Genomic DNA, 22,102 nt, shown 5'->3' on the forward strand with positions numbered 1-22,102 from the left:
TCGTCTACCGGGGCCACCAGCCCACGAATTGGCGTCGGCGGGCGCGGAGGGCGGAGTCCAGGGAGAAGACGGGGGCACCGGCGAGGATCAGCGGGATCCAGGCCATGAGATAGGCGAGGTCGTTGCCGTAGTAGTAGGGGCTGGAGGCCCAGCTCACGGTCAGCCACAGGCTCAGCGAGATCAGTGCGCCGCCGAGTGCGGCGAGCCGGGACAGCAGACCGAGCAGGGTGCCGATGCCGACGGCGAGTTCGCCGAGGGCGATGGCGTAGCCGAAGCCGACCGGGCTCTTGAGCGCCAGGTCGACCAGGGCCGGGACCGCCGACGAGCCGCGGACGTTGCGCATCAGGTCGCCGAGCGAGCCGGCACCGGAGGCGTGCATGAAGGCGCTGTCGGTGAGCTTGTCCAGGCCCGCGTAGAGGAAGGTGATGCCCAGGAAGACGCGAAGGGGAAGCAGGGCGTACCGCAGGACCGTGTCCCGCCGGTCGCGTCCCACCTCGAGATGGGGGGTGGTGTCCGTCCGCATGCTCTGAGCCATCGTGTACGCCGCCTCTCGTCCCCCGTTGTCCGTGTCCTCCTCCGAGACCATACGTACGAAAGGACAAGCGCGCTCACGGGGCAGCGCCCCCTTCCCTGCCTCCTGCCACCCGCGGCCCCCGCGGCCGGACGCCGAACCGACCCCCGGAGCAGGCACCTTCGCCCACACGCACAACGCCCGAACCCGGACCCGCACGCGCCCCCACCGCGCGACGCCCGAAGGGGCCGTACGGGTACATCGGCCGTGCGACGCGAGCCGCAGGGCAGTCGGACCGTGCGTGGGCTCGGGGTCAGTCTGTGACGTCGATCGTGGCTCGGTTCGTTTCCACTCCGGCCGCTGTCACCACCTGGACGTCCACGCGGCCGGGTTCGACGTCGACCGGGACGGGGACGGTCAGCAAGGTGTCCGTGGGGTTGTTGAAGCCGCCGGGGACGGGGACCAGGGGGACATGGACATGGACGGTGCCGATGCGGACCACCATTCGGGACAGGCGGTCCGCGGTCTGTGCGCCCGGGGGGACGAAGCCGGCGCCGCGGATCTCGATGTCGTCGCCCGTGCGGATCGGTGCGTCCAGATCGCCCGCCTCCCGCGCCCGGACCACCGAGAGCACCACCGGGCGACCGCCCTCGGCGTACTTCCCGGCGAGGTACGTGCCCGCCGAGATCAGTACCAGCAGGGCCAGGCCCCAGGGCAGATCGGGGAGTTGGTCGGGGCGGCGGGCCAGGCGCACCACCGCGAAGACCAGGGCCGCCGCGCTGATCACCACGTACTGGGTGTCGGCGAAGCTGCCGCGCCCGGAGTCGTCCGTCAGCAGGTCCGCCGCGCGCGGCCGGTCGGCGCGCACCTTCTGCAGGCGCTGGCCCAGCACGCGCAGTCCGACCACGCGTCGTACGAGCACGGCGACCGCGCAGACCATCGCGACCACCGTCACCACCCCGAGGCCACGGGCGAGATCGAGCCCGGCGATCAGTGCGTCGCGTCGGCTGTGGGCCGAGGCCGCGGCCAGTTCACCGACCAGCACCAGCAGGGCGTACACCACGAACAGCACCCAACCGGCGGCCACCGCGCGGGAGGTGGAGAGCCGGTTGTCCTCGCCGATGACGGGCGCGAGCGCGCCACCGCGCGAGCGGTGCAGATACCCCGCGGCGGTCAGCGCGATACCCACCAGCGCCGCCGCGACCAGCCCGGCCGTCCGGGCCACGGTCCACCCGGCGCCGATGGCCGTCAGCGCCTGCGCCAGCAGCAGGGCGACCACCGCGAACCAGACCGTGAACGCCGTGCGCCGCCACAGCAGGCCCAGCCAGGCCTCGCCGTCGGCGCGGCTCCGCTCGGCGACGACGTCCGCCGACTGGGTGAGTTCGTCGGACACCCACTGGCGGGACGCGGACGCGGAGTACGCGACGGCGGCGGGCAGCCCTCGCCCGGACGCGAACTCCTCGCGTTTCGCGAGGAATTCGGCGACGGCACGCCGGTGCCCCTCGCGCGCACCGTGCGGGCAGTCCCCGCAGGTGCAGCCGCCCTCGTGCGCGTCCGGACCGCCGCCGTACCCCGCGCCCTGCCTCGCCTCCTGCACCGCCACGCCCGCTGCCGCCTTCCCGCGCCGGTTCACCCCGTCATGACCGTCATCGCAACTACCCTGCGATGACAGCGAATTGTGCCGTACGGGACACGCCGCGCGTCCGCCAGGTCCGGTCTGGACGGGTGAATGAGCGCGCCGTCGGTTGACCGCCGCGAAAGGCGCTGGTCCGGAGCTTCCCAACAGCCCTGGTACGGGGCCGTGTACGCGAAAGAGGTGGAACCGCCGCGGCGGTTCCACCTCTTCAGGCGGGGATGAGCCCGAGGCTCACTCCCATTCGATCGTGCCCGGGGGCTTCGAGGTCACGTCGAGAACGACGCGGTTGACGTCGCGGACCTCGTTGGTGATCCGGGTCGAGATCTTCGAGAGCACGTCGTACGGGAGCCGGGACCAGTCGGCGGTCATGGCGTCCTCGGACGAGACCGGGCGCAGCACGATCGGGTGGCCGTAGGTCCGGCCGTCGCCCTGGACACCGACGCTGCGGACGTCGGCGAGCAGCACGACCGGGCACTGCCAGATCTCGCGGTCGAGACCGGCCGCGGTCAGCTCCTCGCGGGCGATGGCGTCGGCCTCGCGGAGCAGGTCCAGCCGCTCCTTGGTGACCTCACCGACGATACGGATGCCGAGGCCGGGGCCCGGGAAGGGCTGGCGCTGGACGATCTCCTCCGGCAGGCCGAGCTCCTGTCCGACCATGCGGACCTCGTCCTTGAAGAGCTTGCGGAGCGGTTCGATGAGCTGGAATTCCAGGTCCTCGGGGAGACCGCCCACGTTGTGGTGGGACTTGATGTTGGCCGTGCCCGTACCGCCGCCGGACTCGACCACGTCCGGGTAGAGCGTGCCCTGGACGAGGAACTCGACGGGCTCGCCGCTCGCGCCGGCCTCGGCGATGATCTCCGCCTGGGCCTGCTCGAAGACGCGGATGAACTCGCGGCCGATGATCTTCCGCTTCTCCTCGGGGTCGGAGACACCCTCGAGCGCGGTGAGGAACCGCTTCTCCGCGTCGACGACCCGGAGCTGGACGCCGGTGGCCGCGACGAAGTCCTTCTCGACCTGGGCGGTCTCGCCCTTGCGCATCAGACCGTGGTCGACGTAGACGCAGGTGAGCTGGGAGCCGATGGCCTTCTGGACGAGGGCGGCGGCCACGGCGGAGTCCACACCGCCGGAGAGCCCGCAGATGGCGCGCTTGGTGCCGACCTGCGCGCGGATCGCCTCGACCTGCTCCTCGATCACGTTGCCCGTGGTCCAGGTCGGGCTCAGGCCCGCGCCCCGGTACAGGAAGTGCTCCAGGACCTGCTGGCCGTGCGTGGAGTGCATGACCTCGGGGTGGTGCTGGACACCGTAGAGGCGCTTCTCGTCGTTCTCGAAGGCGGCGACCGGGACGACGTCCGTGGACGCCGTGACGGTGAAGCCCTCGGGGGCGGCGGAGCAGGCGTCGCCGTGGGACATCCACACGGCCTGCTCGTCGGGGGTGCCCTCGAAGAGAGTGGAGGACGGCCTGGAGACGGTCATCGTCGTCCGGCCGTACTCACGCGCTCCGGAGTTGTCGACCGTGCCGCCGAGGGCCTGTGCCATGAGCTGGAAGCCGTAGCACATGCCGAAGACCGGGACACCGGCTTCGAACAGGGAGCGGTCGACGGTCGGGGCGCCCTCTTCGTAGACCGAGGAGGGTCCGCCGGAGAGGATGATCGCCGCCGGGTTCTTGGCGAGCATCTCCTGGACCGGCATGGAACTCGGAACGATCTCGCTGTAGACCCGGGCCTCACGGACGCGACGGGCGATGAGCTGGGCGTACTGCGCGCCGAAGTCGACGACCAGGACGGTGTCGGGTGCGGCGGCGGCAGCGGGGGTCGCTGTTGACACGGGGTGCCTTCCGGCGGTTGGGCGGGGGTCTGGCAGGTCCAATTCTAACGGGGCGCCCAGAGATCCTTTCCGCGCTGAGCGGGCCCCGGCCCCGGGCGACCGCCGTACCGCGGGGGACTGTGCCCGGTCTCACCATGCGAACCCGTTTGGACACGACCCGCGACCGGGGCATACTGGCCCCATGCTCACGTACACGACCTTCCTCTTTACCTATGGCAACCGGCCCGCCGGCTGCCATGGTCGTGCTGCTTGAGCCAACGCCAAGCACTTCCCCAGGCGCCCCGGGCCACATGGTCCGGGGCGCCTGACGTTTGCGGACCATGCCGGTCCGGGCACCTCATCCCGATCCCCGAGGAGCCCCCGCATGACCGCCATCACCGACCAGCCGGCCACCGAGCAGACCGGCGCCCGCACCCCCGAGGCCGCCGATGTGATCTGCGGCGCACGTGAGCGCATCGACGCGCTCGACGACCGCATCATCGGCCTCGTGCAGGAGCGCATGGCGGTCTCCGCCGTCATCCAGGAGGCCCGGATCACCTCCGGCGGGCGCCGGGTGAACCTCTCCCGCGAGATGGAGATCCTCGGCCGCTACCGCGACGCCCTCGGCAAGCCCGGCACGGCCCTCGCGATGACGCTGCTCGAACTGAGCCGCGGCCGGGTCTGAGCACCCGTGCGGACCTGCCCCTGACGTGCCGTCCGGCGCACCCACGTTCGGATGCCCTCTCACCCGTACGGAGCGTGACCGGGGCCGCGAGGGGTTCGTTGGTCCCGGTGTCCGTTCCAGCCAGGGGCGGGCCCGAGAGAACCACGCGTGGCTCCGCTGGAGTGATGAGACGTACGGATCGCCGTGCGTCGTGGGACCTCGCTCCAGGGGTGTGACCGGACGGCAGGGGACAGCAGTCCGGTCACCAGAGAGGCCGGTCCCGGGGACGCCCGGGACCGGCCGGCGGGTCGTACTGGACGGATGCGCCGCAGAAGACGGCTACCGGGTGGATGCACCCCGGAAGACGGCGCTCCAGGGACCGTGGAGGGATCGTGGCCAGGGACCGTGATCCACCTCACATAAGATTTCCGTCAAGGCGCGGGCAACCCTTTACAGGATTCACAGGTCGCATTGTGTGAATCATGGGCCACACCCGCGCCCCACACGCGGAGGCCTCCCCAGATGCGTCACGTAGAGCGGCGCACCAAACGTTTCGAGGTCTTCATGAAGCTTCGCCGCGCCATGGTCACCGCGGCCGCGACGGCTGTCATAGCCCCGCTCGCTCTGCTCTCGGCTCCGGTCGCGTTCGCGTCGGACGAGGAGCCGGCGGGCACCTCGTCGAGCAGCCCGGCCGCTCCGGAGACGACCCCCGCCGACGACGAAACGCCGGACGCCCCGGAGACGACTCCCGCGGACGAGCCCGCCTCCTCCGCCCCGGAGAGCACCCCGCCCGCGGGAGAGCCCAGCTCCTCCGCCCCCGAGAGCACCCAGCCCTCGGAGAAGCCCGACCCCTCCGCCTCGGAGAGCGCCCCGGTCTCCCCGAGCCCGAGCGCGAGCGTCGGTGACGACGACGGCTTCGACCCGTACAACGACTGCAAGTCGCTGAAGCTGGACGAGAACCTCACGGGCACGATCTCCGGCCTGCCGAGCAAGATCGTCGCCGGTTCGGGCTGGCACAACTTCCAGTTCGTCGTGAAGAACGACTCCGACAAGGACCTGAAGAACGTCTGGGTCAACGCGTTCACGGAGTACAACGACGACACCAACCCCGACGACTCGCTCTCGCTCGACCTGGCCACCCTCCAGGTCAAGCAGAACGGCTCGTGGAACAACACGTACCACGAGGCCATCGGGGACACGACCCTCACGGGCACCTTCTCCGCGATCCTCGGCTCCCTCGAGGCCCACACCACGGCCACGCTCGACCTCCGGGCGAGCGTCAAGGCGTCGGCCCCGGCGGGTTCGTCGTTCGCGCTGAGCCAGGCCGTGTACGCGGGCGAGGGCGGCTCCTGCTACGGCAACGGTGACTTCTACGACTTCGAGGTGCTCGGAGCCGGCAGCAAGACGCCGGGTGACGTCAAGGAGGCCAAGCCGACCGGCAAGAAGCCCAAGACGGCCGTCGACAAGCGCGTGCAGCCGCAGGGCGGGGCCACCAAGGAGGTCACCGGCGCTCTCGCCGAGACCGGTTCCTCGTCCATGCTGCCGACCATCGGTCTCGTCGGCGGTGTCGCCGTCGTCGCCGGTGCCGGTGTCGTGTTCGCCGTGCGTCGCCGTAAGACGGGTGGCCAGGTGGCCTGACCCGTAGCGGAACTGCGTCAGGCGCCTCGCGCGCCGCGCACCAAGGAGAAGGACCTGGGCTCGGAGGGGGGCACAGGTCCTTCTTCTGTGTTCCGAAGTCCGGCTGCGGGGGCGCTACTTCTTCGGCGGCACCGCCGGTATGCCCAGCAGCGGCAGCCGCAGCGCCCCGAACGCCTCCTCCGGCACCGCCGGGCGCAGCGGCCGGACCGGCTCGACGCGGACGTACGCCTCGCCCTGCGCCGGACGCGGGTCCGCCTCGCCCTTGTTCGGCCAGTACGACATCGCGCGCTCGGCCTGGGCCGTGATCGTGAGGGAGGGGTTGACGCCCAGGTTCGCCGAGACCGCGGCGCCGTCGACCACCGAGATGCCGGGGTGGCCGTACAGCCGGTGGTACGGGTCGATCACGCCGCTCTCGCGCGAGGCGCCGATCGGGCAGCCGCCGAGGAAGTGCGCGGTCAGCGGTGTGCCCATCAGCTCGCCCACGTTGCTGCCCGCGAAGCCGTTGATCTCGGCCGCGAGCGCGGAGGCCGCCTCGGAAGCCGCCTTGATCTGCTTCGGGTTGGGCGCGCCATGGCCCTGACGGGCGGTCAACAGACCCTTGCCGACGCCCTTCGGCTTCAGATACGTCGTCAGGGAGTTGTCCAGCGACTGCATCACCAGGCCGATGATGGTCCGCTCCGACCACTTGCGGTTGGACAGGGAGCGCACCGTCAGCCACGGGTGGCGCGCCACGTGCGCGAGCCAGCCGAGGGCGCGCGACGAGCCTTCCGCGTACGGCACTTGGAGGATCGACAGACTGCCCATCGCGTTCGAGCCCTTGCCGTAGCGGACCGGTTCGATGTGCGTGTTCTCGTCCGGGTGGACCGAGGACGTGATCGCCACGCCCTGCGTGAAGTCGGCCTTCGCCGTGCCATGCGCCTTGCCGTAGCGGCGGTCGTCGGTCTGCGCGCCGACCAGCGCCTCCGAGTTGGTCCGGGTCAGGTCCCCCAACCGGTCGGATATGTAGGGCAGTTGGCCGTTCGCCTTCATGCGGTGCAGCAGTGTCTGTGTGCCGTAGGTGCCCGCCGCGATGACGACCCTGCGGGCGGTGAGGGTCCGTCCCTGGCCCTTGCGCTTGCGGTGCGTCGGCAGGGTCGCGACGGCGTAACCGCCCCGGGAGTCGTCGGTGACCGACACCACCGTCGTCATGGGGTGGACGACCGCGCCCGCCTTCTCGGCGAGGTGGAGGTAGTTCTCGCCCAGGGTGTTCTTCGCGCCGTGGCGGCAGCCCGTCATGCACTCGCCGCACTCCGTGCAGGCCCGGCGGGTCGGCCCGGCGCCGCCGAAGTACGGGTCCGCGACCTCTTCGCCGGGCTTGGCCCTGGCCGTTCCGTCGGCGTCGTCGCCGTCACCGAAGAAGACCCCGACCGGCGCCCGGTGGAAGGTGTCGCCCACGCCCATCCGCTGGGCGGCTGCCTTGAGATGGACGTCCGAGGGCGTCAGGGTCGGGTTGATCCGCACGCCCAGCATGCGCCGGGCCTGGTCGTAGTACGGCCCCAACTCCGCCTGCCAGTCGGTGATGTCCTTCCACTGCGGGTCCTCGAAGAACGCCTTCGGCGGTACGTAGAGGGTGTTGGCGTAGTTGAGGGAGCCGCCGCCGACCCCGGCGCCCGCCAGCACCATCACATTGCCCAGCAGATGGATGCGCTGGATGCCGTACAGGCCGAGGGCGGGCGCCCACAGGTAGTTCTTCAGATCCCAGGAGTTCCTGGGCAGGGAGTCGCGGGTGAAGCGGCGTCCGGCTTCCAGCACTCCGACGCGGTAGCCCTTCTCCGTCAGGCGCAGCGCGGTGACGGAGCCACCGAAGCCGGAGCCGACGACGATGACGTCGTAGTCGTACGAAGTGTCCTCCGGTGAGGTGTCCTCCGGCGGCTGGGCAGCGGTCTCCTGTGGCACGTGCTCTCCTCGTCGAGTGTGCGCGTCGGGGGCGTGGTGGTCCCTGCCGAGGTCCTAGCGGAACCTCAGCGTCTTCATCGCCTTCAGGCTGCGGCTCATGAACGTCGCGTACTGCTCGTGGTCCATGCCGAGCGACGGCGCCATCGGCAGCAGCCGCTGGTGGGCCACGGTCTGGGCCTCGGTGTACTTGAGGATGCCCTCGGAGCCGTGGCGGCGGCCGAGGCCGGAGTCCTTCATGCCGCCCATCGGCGACCGGACGCTGCCGTACGCGGGCGCGTAGCCCTCGTTGACATTGACCGTGCCGGTGCGCAGCCGGGCCGCGAGCGCCCTGCCGCGGCGGCCGTCCTTCGTCCAGACCGAGGAATTCAGGCCGTACGGGGTGGAGTTGGCGCGCTCGACCGCCTCGTCCTCGCTCGTGAAGCGGTAGATCGAGACGACCGGGCCGAAGGTCTCCTCGGCGCACACCGCCATCGGCGCCTCGACACCGTCGAGGATGGTGGGCTCGTAGAAGTACGGGCCGATGTCCGGCCGGGCGACCCCGCCCGCCAGCACCTTCGCGCCCTTGGCGACGGCCTCCTCGACATGCCGCGTCACGGTCTCCAACTGGCGTTCCCCGACCAGGGATCCCATGTCGGCGCCGTACGCCAGGGACGTGCCGAGCCGCATCGCCTTGGTGCGGGCGGCGAACCGCTCCAGGAAGGCGTCCGCGATCGCCTCGTGGACGTACAACCGCTCGACGGAGATGCACAGTTGGCCCGCCGAGGAGAAGCAGGCGCGTACGGCACCGGCCGCCGCCTTGTCGATGTCGGCGTCCTCGAGGACCACCATGGCGTTCTTGCCGCCGAGTTCGAGCGAGACCCCGACGAGGCGGGCGGCGGCGCCCTGGGCGACCTCGCGGCCGGTACGGGTGGAGCCGGTGAAGGAGACGTAGTCGGCGTGGCGCACGACCTCCGGGCCGACGACCGGTCCGTCACCGAGGACGACCTGGAAGACGCCCGCGGGCAGACCGGCCTCGATCAGCAGGTCCCGCGCCCACAGCGCGGTCAGGCAGGTCTCCGTGTCGGGCTTCATCACCACCGCGTTGCCCGCGGCGAACGCGGGGAGCGCGTCGCCGACCGACAGCTCCAGCGGGTAGTTCCAGGGCGCGATCTGGCCGACGACACCGCGCGGGTGGCGCAGCTCGTCGACGCGCGTGAGCATCGGGATGGCGCCCGTGTGCCGCTTCGGCCGCAGATACGAGGGCGCGGTGCGGCCGTAGTGCCGGGCCGCGATCGCGACGGCGAGCACCTCCTCGTGGGCGTGGAGGCGGGCCTTGCCGGTCTCGAGCTGGATGAGGTCGAGCACCTCGGCCTGGCGGGCGAGCACCAGGTCGTGGAAGCGCAGCAGGACGGCGGCGCGCTGCCGTACGGGCGTCGCCGCCCAGGCGTGCTGGGCGGCGCGGGCCCGCTCGTAGGCCTCCGCCACGTCCTGCGGAGTGGACTCGGGCAGGTCGGCCAGCTTCTCGCCGGTGTACGGCGTGTGGTTGGCGGTACGGCCGGAGCCGACCACGCCCTTCGTGAGATGGGCGACGAGTTCCGGCGTGACCACGTCGGCGGCTGTGCGGACACCGGCGGGGGCGGGTGCGAGGGGGTTGGTGCCGACCGTACCCGTACCGGCCGCACCCGTACCGGTCGTGTCCGTGGCCTTGTCCGGGGCTTGCGAGTCCGTCATGAGCCGCAGCGTATGCCGGACGGGAGGCTTTGGGTACCCGTGGGTAACAACTCGGCGCGCCACGCATGGTCCACGGGCGGTCTACGGGCGGTCGATCTCCAGGTTCGCGATCGCCGCGTCCGCCACCTCGCGACCACGGGCCGTGAAGTCCCCGTCGCCCGGGTAGCCGATCGTGAGCTTGTACATGTTGCCCGCGGAGTCCTTGTAGTAGAAGATCTTCAGCTCGCGCGGGCTCGGGTTGTCGTTGTCGTCGGTCATGTAGGAGACCGTGTTCTCGGCGGCCTGTCTGCCGTGGTACTTGGTCTCCTCCCGCACCATCTTCGGCCCCTTGGGCATGTCGAGCTCGTAGGAGCCGCTGTCCCTGAAGTCGTCGCTGTCGGCGTACATCTCCGCCATCGACGAGTCCTTGATCTTGTCCGTGGAGTCGTCGGACTTCCTCGTCAGCTCCAGAACGACCCGGATGCTGCCGCTCGGGTCGGCGTATGTCACCCAGTTCTGGTCGTCGGTGTCCTTCTTGGGCCTGATCACCTGGTACTTCTCAGGCACCGCGACGGTGGCCCCCAGCGCTTTCTCCGGATGCTTCTTCCAGTGGTCGGGCAGCGGGCCCGCGAACGGCTTCGCGATCACCAGATACGCCGCCACCGCCACCGCCACGATCCCGGCGCCCAGCCCGATCAGCGTCCGTCGGCCGATACGGATGCCGCCACCGCTGTCGCCGCCGGACACGGCGGGGGCCACGGCGGGGGCCGCCGGGACCGCGAACTGGATGGGCTGTGTCGGCTGCGGCGGGGTGGCGGCCTCCTCCAGCAGACGGCGGACCTCGGCGGCCTTCGGGCGGCGCGCCGGGTCCTTCTCGAGCAGTCCGTTGATGGCGTCGGCGAGCGGGCCGCGGGCGGCGGCCGGGGCCGCGGGGGTGGAGTTGAGGACCGACTGGAGCGTGGCGGGCGGGTTGGTGCGGCGGAACGGCGAGACGCCCTCCGTCGCCGCGTACAGCACCACGCCCAGCGACCACAGGTCCGCCTCGGGGCCGGGACGGCGGCCCAGCACCCGCTCCGGCGCGGTGTACTCGGGCGAGCCGACGAAGCCGCCCGTGTCCGTCAGGTTCGTCTCGCCCTCGATCTGCGCGATGCCGAAGTCGGTGAGGACGACCCGGTCATGGCGGCCGAGCAGGACGTTGTCCGGCTTCACGTCCCGGTGCAGGATGCCCGCCGCGTGCGCGGCCTCCAGGGCGCCGAGCACCTCCAGGCCGATCCGCGCGGCCTCCTGCACCCCGAGGGTGCCCTCCTGGAGCGCGGCGCCCAGCGACCGGCCCCGCACCAGCTCCATCACGATCCACGGCTGCCCGTCCACGACCGCCACGTCGTGCACGTTCACGACGCCGGGGTGGTCGAGGCGGGCGGCGGCCCGTGCCTCGCGGCGCATCCGCTCGAAGGCGTTGGCGCGTTCCCGCTCGGGCAGATGGTCCGGGACCCGGGGTTCCTTGACGGCGACCTCCCGGTCCACCGTCTCGTCCTTGGCCCGCCACACCGTGCCCATGCCGCCGTGGCCCAGCTTGGAGAGCAACCGGTAGCGCCCGGCGATGAGCCGTCCGGCCCCCGGTTCGCGCGGTACCTCGGGCACGTCGACGGTGGGGGTGCTCGGCGGGGGCGGCGCCGCTTGCGGCTGCTGCGGCTGCTGCGGTTGCGACTCCTGCGGCTGTCGGACGTACGGGTTCGCCTGGACCGGGACGCCGGGTTGCGGCGGCTGCAAGCCGAAGCTCGTCGGCTGGTCGGAGCGGCGAGGACCTCCCCCTTGATGACTCATACGGTCATGCTTATCGCACCCCGTACCCCGTCAGCCACCTAGGTTCTGACGCGGTCACACACCCGTGACCCGACGCGTCGCCTATTCCCGGTTCGCCCCGGTACGAGCGCGTCTCCGACTCACCCCGGTACGAACGTGTCCACCGCGGCGTCGAAGTACTCTTTCGCCTTCCGCACCCTGCCGACCGGCGCCGACACCCACACCTCGTACATCCGGCCGCCCTCCTCCCAGCACAGGTCGACGGTGCGCCCGGGACCCCCTGCGGCGGTGGACCCGTTCCGGCTGAACTCCCTCAGCGCGGCCCGCTGTCCGTGGTGCGACGTCTTGGTGACCCGGCTGTCGCGGTACCCCGGCTCCGTGGACGGCCCGGCGGCGTCGGCGCGGCGCATCACCGCGAGCGGGCCGCCCGGTTCGGGGTCCGCCGTCCTGATCCCGATCCGGAAGGTCCGCCCCGGCGACAGATAGAAGACCCCCTCGCCCTGCGGACTGCGCGTGAAGCCGTGGGGCACGGCGAGCGAGAACCCGCCGGGATCGTGGGCCAGTCGATATCCCTCGGGCGCCGTACGGGCGGCGGACGGCGACGCGCCGGTCGGCGCGGGCACGGGCGCGGTTCCCGGGGGCGAGTGCCGGGTCACACTCGCGCTGACCGACGGGCGCTGCGGTGCCGAACTCCTCGGCAGGTCACCGATGGTGCCGTCGTCCCGCCACAGCAGGGCCATCACCGAGACGCCCGCGCCCACCACGGCCGCGACGACGGCCGTCAGGACGAGCCCGCCCCGCGAGAACCGCTGCCCGGTCTGCGGCGCGCCCGCCGAGGGCTGCGTCGCGTGCCTGAACTCCCCTCTCCACGTGGGCGGTACGACGTGCCGGGGCACATCCCGCTGCGTGGGCGGGTACGCCACCGGCGCCTGCGGCATACGTCCCGTCGCCAGGAACTCCTCCAACAGCCGCTGCGCCTCGGCCGCGTCCAGACGCCGTCGCGGATCGCGCTCCAACAGCCCGCGGACGACGGGCAGGATGGGCTGCGCCTGCGCGGGCGGGCGGATCTCGTCCACGACCACCGCGTGCAGGATGCCGCCGAGCGAGTCGCGGTGGAACGGGGACGCGCCGCTCAGGACGGTGCACAACAGCGCGCCCAGCGACCACAGATCGGACTCGGGCCCGGTCCGCTCGCCCGACATCCGCTCGGGCGCGGTGTACTCGGGCGAGCCGACGAAGGAGCCGCTCTCGGTGAGTGTCGTGGCGCCCGCGACCTGCGCGATACCGAAGTCGGTGAGGACGACGCGGTCGGTGCCCGCCTCCACGAGGACGTTCGCGGGCTTGAGATCGCGGTGCAGCACACCCGCGTCATGGGCGCGGCGCAGCGCCCCCAGCAGACCGACGCCGATCCGGGCGGCCTCGCGGGCGTCGACCGGGCCGTGCGTGGCGATACGCTCGGCCAGCGATCCGCCGCCGATCAACTCCATGACGAGGTAGGGGCGTTCGTCGTCCTCGACGACGTCATGGACGACGATGATGTGCGGGTGTCGCAACTGCGCGACCGCGCGCGCCTCGCGCAGCGTGTGCTCACGGTACAGACGGGCCTCGTCGCCCGAGAGCGAGGTGTCCAGGACGAGTTCCTTGACCGCGACCTGACGGCCGAGCAACTGGTCCACAGCACGCCACACAACGCCCATGCCGCCGCGGCCGATCCGCTCCTCCAGACGGTAACGCCCCGCTACCACACGGGCGTTCTGCCCCTCGGTCGTCATGCGCCCCATCATGCCCCAACGGAGGTCCGCCCTCCGGGACGCCGAACGGCAGGTGGCCGACAAGCGACGTACGCGCTCGGGCCGTCAGGGCCGGTCGGCCGGCCGGGGACGCCATCCCCGCAGCAGCACGTCGAACTGCTCACGCGTGGTCTGCCAGTCCTGTTCGGGGCCGGACATGTAGAGGGCGTACTCGACACCGCCGCGGGTCACGTACATCTGCTCGACGGCATGGCGCGGCCCCGGGAAGGACGTGTCCTTGGGCAGGGCGGTCCAGGTGTAGTCCCACAGCGAACCCCTGCTGTCCCGGTAGATGTTGGCCTCCAGGCTCACCCGCCGGTACTTGGCCAGCCGCGCGAGCTGCTGGTCCAGGTCGCGCTGATGCTGGAACGGGTCGTCGTAGTCCGGGGAGGTGTCGACGGCGATGCGGATGAAGTGCTTGCCGCCGTCGGGCGTGTAGTCGATCTGATGGGCGTCGAACGCCTGCCGCTTCCACTGCGCACCGGGCAGGACGAGGCTGAAGCCCACTGGGTCGTTCACCCGGACCCACCCCTCGGGGAGGGCGCCCGGCCTCGGCGGGGACTGTGCCCCGTGCGTGGCGGCCGCCCCGGCCGCCTCCCCCGCGGACGCGGCGGTCTCGCCGTCGCGCTTGCCGAGCTGGTCCACGACCACCGCGCCCGCCGTGCCCACGACCGCGGCCAGCGCGAGAGCCAGCGCGATCGTCCGGCCACGGCGGCGGGGACGGGGCGCGGGCGGCGGCGCGGGCTGGTACAGGGTGTCGCCGGACGCTGCCGGACCCCCCGTCCGCGGAGGCCGCGCGGCCGTGTCCCCGGCGCCGCCCAGGTCCAGACGCTGGGTCGCCACGTACTCCTGTGCCGTCTTCGGCCGCCGCCCCTCCGCCGCCTCGGCGAGCATCTGCTCGGCCTGCGCCGCGTCGGGCCGCGCGGCGGGGTCCTTGCACAGGAACGCCGTCATCACCGGCTCCAGCGCCCCGGCGGACCGCGGCGGCGGGGCCTGCTCACCGACCACGGCCTGCATGGTGGTCAGCGGAGAGGTCCGCCGGAACGGCGAGGTGCCCTCCACCGCCGTGTACAGCGTGGCGCCGAGCGCCCACAGGTCCGAGGCGGGGCCCGGGTCATGGCCCTGTACGCGCTCGGGGGCTATGTAGTCGACGGAGCCGACGATCTCGCCGGTACGGGTGATGGTGGCGTCACCCTCGACCTGGGCGATCCCGAAGTCGGTGAGCAGCACCCGTCCGTCGGCGGCGAGCAGTACGTTGCCGGGCTTCACATCGCGGTGCAGTACGCCCGCGGCGTGCGCGGCACGCAGGGCGCGCAGCACCCACAGCCCGATCCGGGCGGCCTCGGCGGGCTCGATCCGGCCGCGCTCCTTGATCGCGTCGGCCAGCGATTCGCCCTCGACCAACTCCATGACGATCCATGGCCGGTTGTCGTGTTCCAGCACGTCATGGACCGTGACCACGGCCGAGTGGTTGATGCGTGCGGCGGCCCGTGCCTCGGCATGGGTCCGGGCCAGCAGCACCGCCCGGTCACTGTCCGTGACATACAGAGCGGCGGTCAGTTCCTTGATCGCCACTGGGCGGTGCAGCACCTCGTCGTGGGCGCGCCACACCCGGCCCATGCCCCCGCTGCCGATGGCGTCGACGAGACGGTAGCGGCCCGCGAGGAGCAGGCCCTGCATCTGGTTCACATTCCCCCGCAATGGTCTTGACGAGGGTCAGACTAGAGAGCGGCTCCCCCGCAGGGAACCGACGGGGCCGTTCGGAGACCGCACTGTGACGGTTCTCCCTTCCCTCACCGTACGCAACCATCGCACCGCATGGCCCTGACTCACTTCAGGCACAGGTTGGTTGACGTCCCCTCAGCGGCTCGCCTGATAGGTCTGCTCCGCCTGCTCGTACAGCCGCGTGACCTCGTCGCGTTCGGCCTCGGGGCCGCGGATCTGCACCACGTGGTAGTGGCCGCCGACGAGAACGGCGAGGTTGCGGACGAACAGCGCGCGCCCGCTCGCGTCGGTCCAGGTGAACTGTCCCTCGGCCTGCGTGCGTTCGCCGACGTCGATACGCCGCATGCCGCTGGAGGACGCCCAACTGGAGCTGCGGAACGGCTGGAGTTCGGGCTCCGACTCCCGCTGGTAGATCAGCGGATCGCTGCTGTACCGCTTCGTGCTGTCGCGCCCGGGGACCACGATGAGCTGGAAGTCGCCGTGCGAGTACACGATCTGGCCGCTCCCGTTCTTCGGCGTACGGGTCCAGCCGTTCGCCACGGCGACGCGGAAGCCCTCGGGGTCCTTGCGCAGGGTGAAACCCTCGGCGACCTGAAGGTCGTTGGTCTGCGTCTGGGCCGAACCGGCCGATTCCGTAGGGCTCTTGGAGGTGGTCGGGCTCGGCTCCTGGGCGTCGCCCGGCTCCGACTGCTGGGGCGCGGGGCTGACGTCACCTGCGGCACTGGTGCGCTCCTCCGCGGTGTCACCACCACCGGACGCGGCTTTCGGCAGGTACACCAGGGCGAACGTGATCGCGGCGGTCATGCCGGTCAGGACCAGCAGGATCAGGGTGCGGCCGAGTCGGCGGGGCGGTCGCTGCCGCTCCTCGCGGGCGCGCCGGTGGCGGGCCGGGCCGGTCTCGGACCGGGCGCGGCGACGGCGGACCAGTTCGCCGCGGCGCCGCACGATCGGCAGCCGCGTGGGGTCGGCGGGCGGCGCCGGGACGACCTGCTGGCCCGCCTCGGGCTCGGGCGCGGACCGTATGAGCGACCGCAGCCAGCCGCGCAGTTCCTCGACGTCGGGCCGCTCGTCCGGGTCCTGCCGCAGCAGGGACTCCACGACGGGGCGCAGCGGGCCGCACTCCTCGGCGTAGGCGGGCGGTTCGGCGCAGACGAGCTGGACCAGTTCGGTGGTGCTGTCCTCGGGATACGGCGCGTGGCCCTGGACGGCCCGGAAGAGCAGCGCGCCCAGCGCCCAGAGGTCGGTCGCGGGGCCGATCGGCGGGGCCAGTTGCCAGTTCTCGTGCACGGGACCGGCCTGCTCGGGCGCCCACCGCTCGGTGACGGGCCCGACGACGGCCATCCGCGCCTGCCGCGCACGCTCGGCGGCGAGCGCGGTGGCGGGGCCGCGGTGGCCCCACGGCCCTGGACCGTGGCTGTCCGGAACCTCGGGCGCGGGCTCCTCGTGAAGGGGCTCCGCGGGGCCGGGTACGGGCATGGAGGCCGTGTCGCCCACCCCGTACGGGTCGACGATCTGTCCGGGCGGAGGCTTGGCGAGGGCTTCCGCTCCGGGCCCGGACGTCTGCGCCGGTAACGCCGCGCCGCTGTCGGCCGGGCCGGGCGGCGACAGGGCCGCCGGGCCGCCGCGCTGCTCGTCCTGCGCCTGTGCCGCGGCGCGCGCCCCGGCGCGGTACGCGGCGATCGCCCCGGCGCGCGCGGCCCGCACATCTCCGGCGGAGCCCAGCGTGCCGGGCCCCAGGGCTGCCGCTGTCGACGGTGCGCCGCCGCCCCGGGCCTCGATCGCGGCCCGCCGCGCGGCCTCGGCGTCGATGCCGTGCGGGGCGCCACTCGGCTCGGGCGGCTCGGTGCCGGTGTCGAACTCCGGCACGGGGACCGGGTCGTAGCCGCACAGCGCCTCTTCCGCGGCACCGGCCGCCAGACCGGTCAGCATCACCCGGCCGTCGTCGCAGACGAGCACCGTGCGCGCGGTGACGTTGCGATGCACCCAGCCGTGCGCGTGCAGGACGCACAGCGCCGTGAGGACGTCGGAGGCGACCTCCGCCGCGCGGTAGGGCGTCAGCGGCTGCTCGGCGAGCAGCGCCGCCAGCGGCCTCGCCGGGACCAGCTCGCTCACGATCCACAGCGAACCGGCCTCGGCGAACACGTCGAAGACCTGGTCGAGCAGGGCGTGGTCGGGTACCTGCGCGGCGGCCTGGGCGGCCTCGATCGCGCGCCGTACCGCCGGATCGGTGGGCCGACGCGTGGCCGCCGACCGGGCGAAGGCGCCGGGGGCCCTGCCGTCCTGCGGGACGAACCCCTCGGGCAGCCCGTCCGCGCCGAGCACCTCCGCCTCGACGATCTCGGGCAACGGCACCTGGCGTACGAGGACTTCCTGTCCGCTGTAGCTGTCGAAGGCGCGCGTCTCGGCGAGTTCGAACGCGTCGGAGGGCGGCAACGGCAGGCGGTAGCGGTCGGCGAGCACCCGTCCCGCATAGTCGTCCACGCTGCCTCCCCCGGCCGCCCTTGGTCTTGCGTTCGGCTGACGCCCCGTTCCGGCTTCGTACGGTCCGCAGTGCTTCACGATACGTGCCGAACGCAACCCACAACCCGGGGATGTCATATCTCCCCGCAAGTGGACCGTACGGAACGTCAGTTCACCGAGCGGTACGTCACGACTTCGGCTGGAAGGTCTGGGTCAGCGTCTTCCACGTGTCCTTGCGGAGCTTGCCGTCCCACTCGTCCGCCTTCGCCGTGTACATCAGCCCGTACCCCTGATGGGAGTTGACGACGAATCCGCGGTCGATCACCCGGTAGGCGGTGCCCCCGTCGGCGTAGGTGAACTCCCAGTCGGCCGTGTTCCAGCCGCGGTAGTCCACCGCCTTGATGTGGACCCGCTTGTACTGGGGGCGCACCATGTAGCGCTCCTGCTGGTTCCAGTCGGCCACCGGATCGCCCTTGGGCGTGGAGGTCCAGCCGACGAGCAGCCGCTGACCGTGGGGCCCGGTGAACCGGTCCCCCGCCGAGTCCGACTTCTGGTACTTCCAGCCCGCGGGGAGGCCTATCGCGTAACCCTGGCCGCTCTTGTGCGTCGAGGCTGCGCCCTGGTCGCTCTTGTCACCCTTGTCGCCCGACGAGCCGGAGGAGTCGCCGGAGGGCTTGTCGTCGCCCTTGCCCGCGGGCGGCGAGGCGTCCGCGGACTTCTGCCCCTCCGCGCCGTCCGTGGCGGTGTCGCTCGTGCTGCCGCCGTCCGTACGGGCGCCGCCGTCCTTGTGCCCGCTCCCGGGGCCCGCGTCGGCGGTCGCGGCGGCCTTGGTGCCGCCCTCCTTGCCGTCCTGCGCGCCGCTGCCGTCGTCCTTGAGGGTGAACGCGAGCACGGTGCCGAGCACGGCGAGGACCACGACCGCGGCGATGATCACCAGCGTCCGCTTCGACACCACGTCCGTGAGCGGCGCCCGCGGCGGCGTCGCGGGCCGCGGCGGACGGTCCGGGTCCGGCACGACGGGCCAACCCGAACTCGACTTCGGGGCACCGGAGTTCGACACGGCGGTGGCACTGTCGCCCCGAGCGCCCGCCGACGCGGCTCCCGCGCCGGACGCCTCGGCGGCGGGCTTGTCCGCCGCGGCGGTGGGCGCCGCCGCGCTCTCGGCCGGGGCCGCGGCGGCCTTGCGTACGGAGCGCAGCGCGCCGCGCAGCCGCTCGGCGGCCTCCTCGCCCCGCTTGCCCCCGGACCCCGTACTCCCCTTGTCCGCAAGCTCCTTGGGCACCGGAGGCGCCTCGATGACCCGCGTCGCGTCCGCCGGGAGCTCGTCCTTCGGCGCGGGGGCATGGACGATCTCCTGGAGCATCGCCCGCGCGCCCTCGTCGTCCAACCGCTGCTGCGGGTCCTTGGCGAGCAGCCCGTAGATGACGTTCCGCAGCGGACCGGCGTGCTTCGGCTCCTCCAGCGGCTCGGTCATCACCGCGGTCAGCGTGGCGATCGCCGACCCCTTGTCGTAGGGCGGCACACCCTCGACGGCCGCGTAGAGCAGCCCGCCGAGCGACCACAGGTCGGCCGCCGGGCCCGGCTTGTGCCCGCGCGCCCGCTCGGGCGAGATGTACGAGGGGGCGCCGACGAGCATGCCGGTGGAGGTGATGGACGGGTCGCCCTCCACCTGGGCGATGCCGAAGTCGGTGAGGACGACCCGGCCGTCCTCGGCGATCAGCACGTTCGACGGCTTGACGTCGCGGTGCAGGATGCCCTCGCGGTGCGCGGCGCGCAGCACGTCGAGGACCGACAGCCCGACCTCGGCGGCGCGCCTGGGGTCCAGCAGCCCGTCCTCACGGATGGCCTCGGCGAGCGACTTGCCCTCGATCAACTCCATGACGATCCAGGGCCGGTCGTCCTCCTGGACCACGTCGAAGACGGTCACGGCGCCGTTGTTGCGGATCCGGGCGATCGCCTTGGCCTCGCGCAGCGTGCGCGTGATGAGCCGGCGCTTCTCCTCCTCGTCGATGCTCGACGGGAACCGCAGCTCCTTGACGGCGACCGTACGGCCGAGGGTCTCGTCCTTGGCGCGCCACACCGTGCCCATGCCGCCGCGGCCGAGTACCTCCCCCAGCCGGTAGCGACCGGCGAGGAGACGTTCGCTCTTGTCCTGGTGGGATGACCCCGCCCGCTCCGCCTCCGACATGCGTCCCCTCATGCAACCCGCCCTGACAGAGCCTTCATTGTCCCTCACGTTCGGACCTGCCCGACGCCCAGGGGTGCCCCTGGATCGGCGTCCCGCTCCCCACCTGACGGTGTGTCGGCACGGTGGACACGGCGGTCCCGGGCCTTCGGCGGACGCCGATACCGCCGTCGCGCCCGTCCGACCAGGATCGGCTCTCGCCCGGCCCCGCGTCGAGCCGCCCTCCATGATGGGCCGCGGACGGGAAGGATTCCGGCGCCGCCGCGCCGAACGTCCCGGGCCGGACGGGCCATTCCCTTACCGCGGTCTTACCCCAGGTCGCCCACCGCGGGCACGATGTCCGGCGCCCCGAGCCTCGCCGCGTCCGCCGTCAGGTCGTCGGGCTGCCGCTGCGACTCGCGCTCCGCCTCCACCCGCTTCTCGTAGTGCTCGACCTCACGTGCGATACGGCCCTCGCTCCAGCCGAGCACCGGCGCCATCAGCTCGGCCGCCTCCCGCGCGCTGCGCGTGCCGCGGTCGAACGTCTCGATCGAGATACGCGTCCGCCGGGTCAGTACGTCGTCCAGATGCCGCGCGCCCTCGTGGGAGGCGGCGTACACCACCTCGGCCCGCAGATAGTCGTCGGCCGCCGTGAGGGGTTCACCGAGCGAGGGGTCGGCCGCGATCAGCTCGAAGATCTCCTCCGCCAGCGCGCCGTACCGGTTCAGCAGGTGTTCCACCCGGACCACATGCAGCCCGGTACGCGCCGCCGTGCGCGCCCGGGTGTTCCACAGCGCGGGGTAGCCCTCGGCGCCCAGCAGCGGGATGTCCTCGGTGACGCACTCGGCGACGCGCTGGTCCAGGCCGTGCACCGCCTCGTCGACGGCGTCCTTGGCCATCACCCGGTACGTCGTGTACTTGCCGCCCGCCACGACCACGAGACCGGGCACCGGATGCGCCACGGTGTGCTCGCGCGACAGCTTGCTGGTGGCGTCGGACTCCCCCGCGAGCAGCGGTCTGAGGCCCGCGTACACACCCTCCACGTCGTCCCGCGTGAGCGGCACCGACAGGACGGAGTTCACCCGCTCCAGCAGATAGTCGATGTCCGCGCTGGAGGCCGCCGGGTGCGCCTTGTCGAGGTCCCAGTCGGTGTCGGTCGTCCCGATGATCCAGTGGCGCCCCCACGGGATGACGAACAGGACGGACTTCTCGGTCCGCAGGATCAGCCCCGAGGTCGCGTGCACCCGGTCCTTCGGTACGACCAGGTGGATGCCCTTGGACGCCCGTACATGGAACTGACCGCGCTCGCCCACCATCGCCTGGGTGTCGTCGGTCCACACCCCCGTCGCGTTGACGATCTGCCGGGCGCGGATCTCGTACCGCCCGCCCCCCTCCACGTCCTGCACCGTGGCGCCGACGACCCGTTCGCCCTCGCGCAGGAACCCGGTGACGCGCGCGTGGTTGGCGACCTTCGCGCCGTACGCCGCGGCCGTACGCACCAGCGTCGTCACATAGCGGGCGTCGTCCACCTGCGCGTCGTAGTACTGCAAGGCCCCGACCAGCGCGTCCTTCTTCAAGCAGGGGGCCACGAGGAGCGCTTGACGGCGGCTCAGGTGACGGTGCATCGGCAGTCCCCGGCCGTGGTCGCGCGCCATCGACATGGCGTCGTAGAGCGCGACGCCCGAGCCCGCGTACAGCCGCTCCCAGCCCTTGTGCTGCAACGGATACAGGAACGCGACCGGCTTCACGAGATGCGGCGCGAGACGCTCCAGCAGCAGCCCGCGCTCCTTCAACGCCTCACGGACGAGCGCGAAGTCGAGCATCTCCAGATAGCGCAGACCGCCGTGTATCAGCTTGCTCGACCTGCTGGAGGTGCCCGACGCCCAGTCCCGCGCCTCGACGAGGCCCGTGGACAGACCGCGCGTGGCGGCGTCCAGCGCGGTGCCCGCGCCGACCACGCCCGCGCCCACGACCAGCACGTCCAGCTCGCGCTCGGCCATCTCCGCCAGTGACTCGGCGCGCTGCGCCGGTCCCAGTGCCGCTGTCCTCACCGCTGCCTCCCGCCGTCTGTCGCGTCGGCCCCACCCACCGGGCGAGGCTCGGCTCACATCCCCCTGCCCAAAGTCTGACCGGGATGTCCGGCTTCGGCCACCACGCACTCACCGCCTGTGGACAACTCACGAGAAACGCGCCCCGTCAATCCCGCAAATCGGTCATATTTACTCCTAGTCTGACATTGCACTCGCTCATTCTGTCCACACGGCTTGCACACCTGTCCCGCTTC

General features: G+C 72.1%; 13 protein-coding genes. 2 read left to right on the top strand and 11 right to left on the bottom strand.

Going from position 1 to position 22,102, the window contains the following annotated elements; all coding sequences use genetic code 11:
• Positions 1 to 4: 4 nt before the first annotated feature.
• From ACZ60T_RS10120 to guaA, 3 genes are all read right to left on the bottom strand, one after another.
• Entirely contained in the window at positions 5 to 535 is a 531-nt protein-coding gene (locus ACZ60T_RS10120) for a DoxX family protein (RefSeq protein WP_469665495.1), read from the bottom strand.
• 289 nt (positions 536 to 824) lie between these two features.
• Positions 825 to 2,114: a hypothetical protein gene (locus tag ACZ60T_RS10125; RefSeq protein WP_365635035.1), complete on the bottom strand. Its 1,290-nt coding sequence runs from the start codon at positions 2,112 to 2,114 to the stop codon at positions 825 to 827.
• A 264-nt stretch (positions 2,115 to 2,378) separates the two neighbouring features.
• Positions 2,379 to 3,971, bottom strand: a complete 1,593-nt coding sequence (gene guaA, locus ACZ60T_RS10130; RefSeq protein WP_469665496.1) for a glutamine-hydrolyzing GMP synthase — start codon at positions 3,969 to 3,971, stop codon at positions 2,379 to 2,381.
• A gap of 364 nt (positions 3,972 to 4,335) precedes the next feature.
• Between guaA and ACZ60T_RS10135 the strand changes: the two genes are divergently transcribed.
• Both ACZ60T_RS10135 and ACZ60T_RS10140 read left to right on the top strand, forming a co-directional pair.
• Positions 4,336 to 4,635, top strand: coding sequence for a chorismate mutase (locus ACZ60T_RS10135; protein ID WP_252424699.1), 300 nt, complete (start codon positions 4,336 to 4,338; stop codon positions 4,633 to 4,635).
• A 501-nt stretch (positions 4,636 to 5,136) separates the two neighbouring features.
• Entirely contained in the window at positions 5,137 to 6,252 is a 1,116-nt protein-coding gene (locus ACZ60T_RS10140) for an LPXTG cell wall anchor domain-containing protein (RefSeq protein WP_469665497.1), read from the top strand.
• Between the two features lie 114 nt (positions 6,253 to 6,366).
• On the opposite strand, the gene ACZ60T_RS10145 is transcribed toward ACZ60T_RS10140, so the two are convergent.
• The 8 genes from ACZ60T_RS10145 to ACZ60T_RS10180 form a co-directional block, all read right to left on the bottom strand.
• On the bottom strand, positions 6,367 to 8,187 hold the full coding sequence (locus tag ACZ60T_RS10145; RefSeq protein ID WP_469665498.1) for a GMC oxidoreductase: 1,821 nt from the start codon (positions 8,185 to 8,187) through the stop codon (positions 6,367 to 6,369).
• A 54-nt stretch (positions 8,188 to 8,241) separates the two neighbouring features.
• Positions 8,242 to 9,897, bottom strand: coding sequence for a succinic semialdehyde dehydrogenase (locus ACZ60T_RS10150; protein ID WP_365634505.1), 1,656 nt, complete (start codon positions 9,895 to 9,897; stop codon positions 8,242 to 8,244).
• An 81-nt stretch (positions 9,898 to 9,978) separates the two neighbouring features.
• Positions 9,979 to 11,700, bottom strand: a complete 1,722-nt coding sequence (locus ACZ60T_RS10155; RefSeq protein ID WP_469665499.1) for a serine/threonine-protein kinase — start codon at positions 11,698 to 11,700, stop codon at positions 9,979 to 9,981.
• A gap of 119 nt (positions 11,701 to 11,819) precedes the next feature.
• Positions 11,820 to 13,451 carry a serine/threonine-protein kinase gene (locus ACZ60T_RS10160; RefSeq protein ID WP_469665500.1) on the bottom strand — a complete coding sequence of 544 codons (1,632 nt, stop codon included), beginning with the start codon at positions 13,449 to 13,451 and terminating at the stop codon, positions 11,820 to 11,822.
• Between the two features lie 84 nt (positions 13,452 to 13,535).
• Entirely contained in the window at positions 13,536 to 15,149 is a 1,614-nt protein-coding gene (locus ACZ60T_RS10165; protein WP_469665575.1) for a serine/threonine-protein kinase, read from the bottom strand.
• Positions 15,150 to 15,329: 180 nt separating this feature from the next.
• Positions 15,330 to 17,675: a protein kinase gene (locus ACZ60T_RS10170; RefSeq protein ID WP_469665501.1), complete on the bottom strand. Its 2,346-nt coding sequence runs from the start codon at positions 17,673 to 17,675 to the stop codon at positions 15,330 to 15,332.
• A 166-nt stretch (positions 17,676 to 17,841) separates the two neighbouring features.
• Positions 17,842 to 19,842 (bottom strand): serine/threonine-protein kinase, encoded by a 2,001-nt coding sequence (locus tag ACZ60T_RS10175; protein WP_469665502.1) that lies wholly within the window; start codon positions 19,840 to 19,842, stop codon positions 17,842 to 17,844.
• 305 nt (positions 19,843 to 20,147) lie between these two features.
• Positions 20,148 to 21,869 carry a glycerol-3-phosphate dehydrogenase/oxidase gene (locus ACZ60T_RS10180; RefSeq protein ID WP_365634520.1) on the bottom strand — a complete coding sequence of 574 codons (1,722 nt, stop codon included), beginning with the start codon at positions 21,867 to 21,869 and terminating at the stop codon, positions 20,148 to 20,150.
• Positions 21,870 to 22,102 lie beyond the last annotated feature (233 nt).

The organism is Streptomyces sp. NPDC104371 (assembly GCF_055583785.1).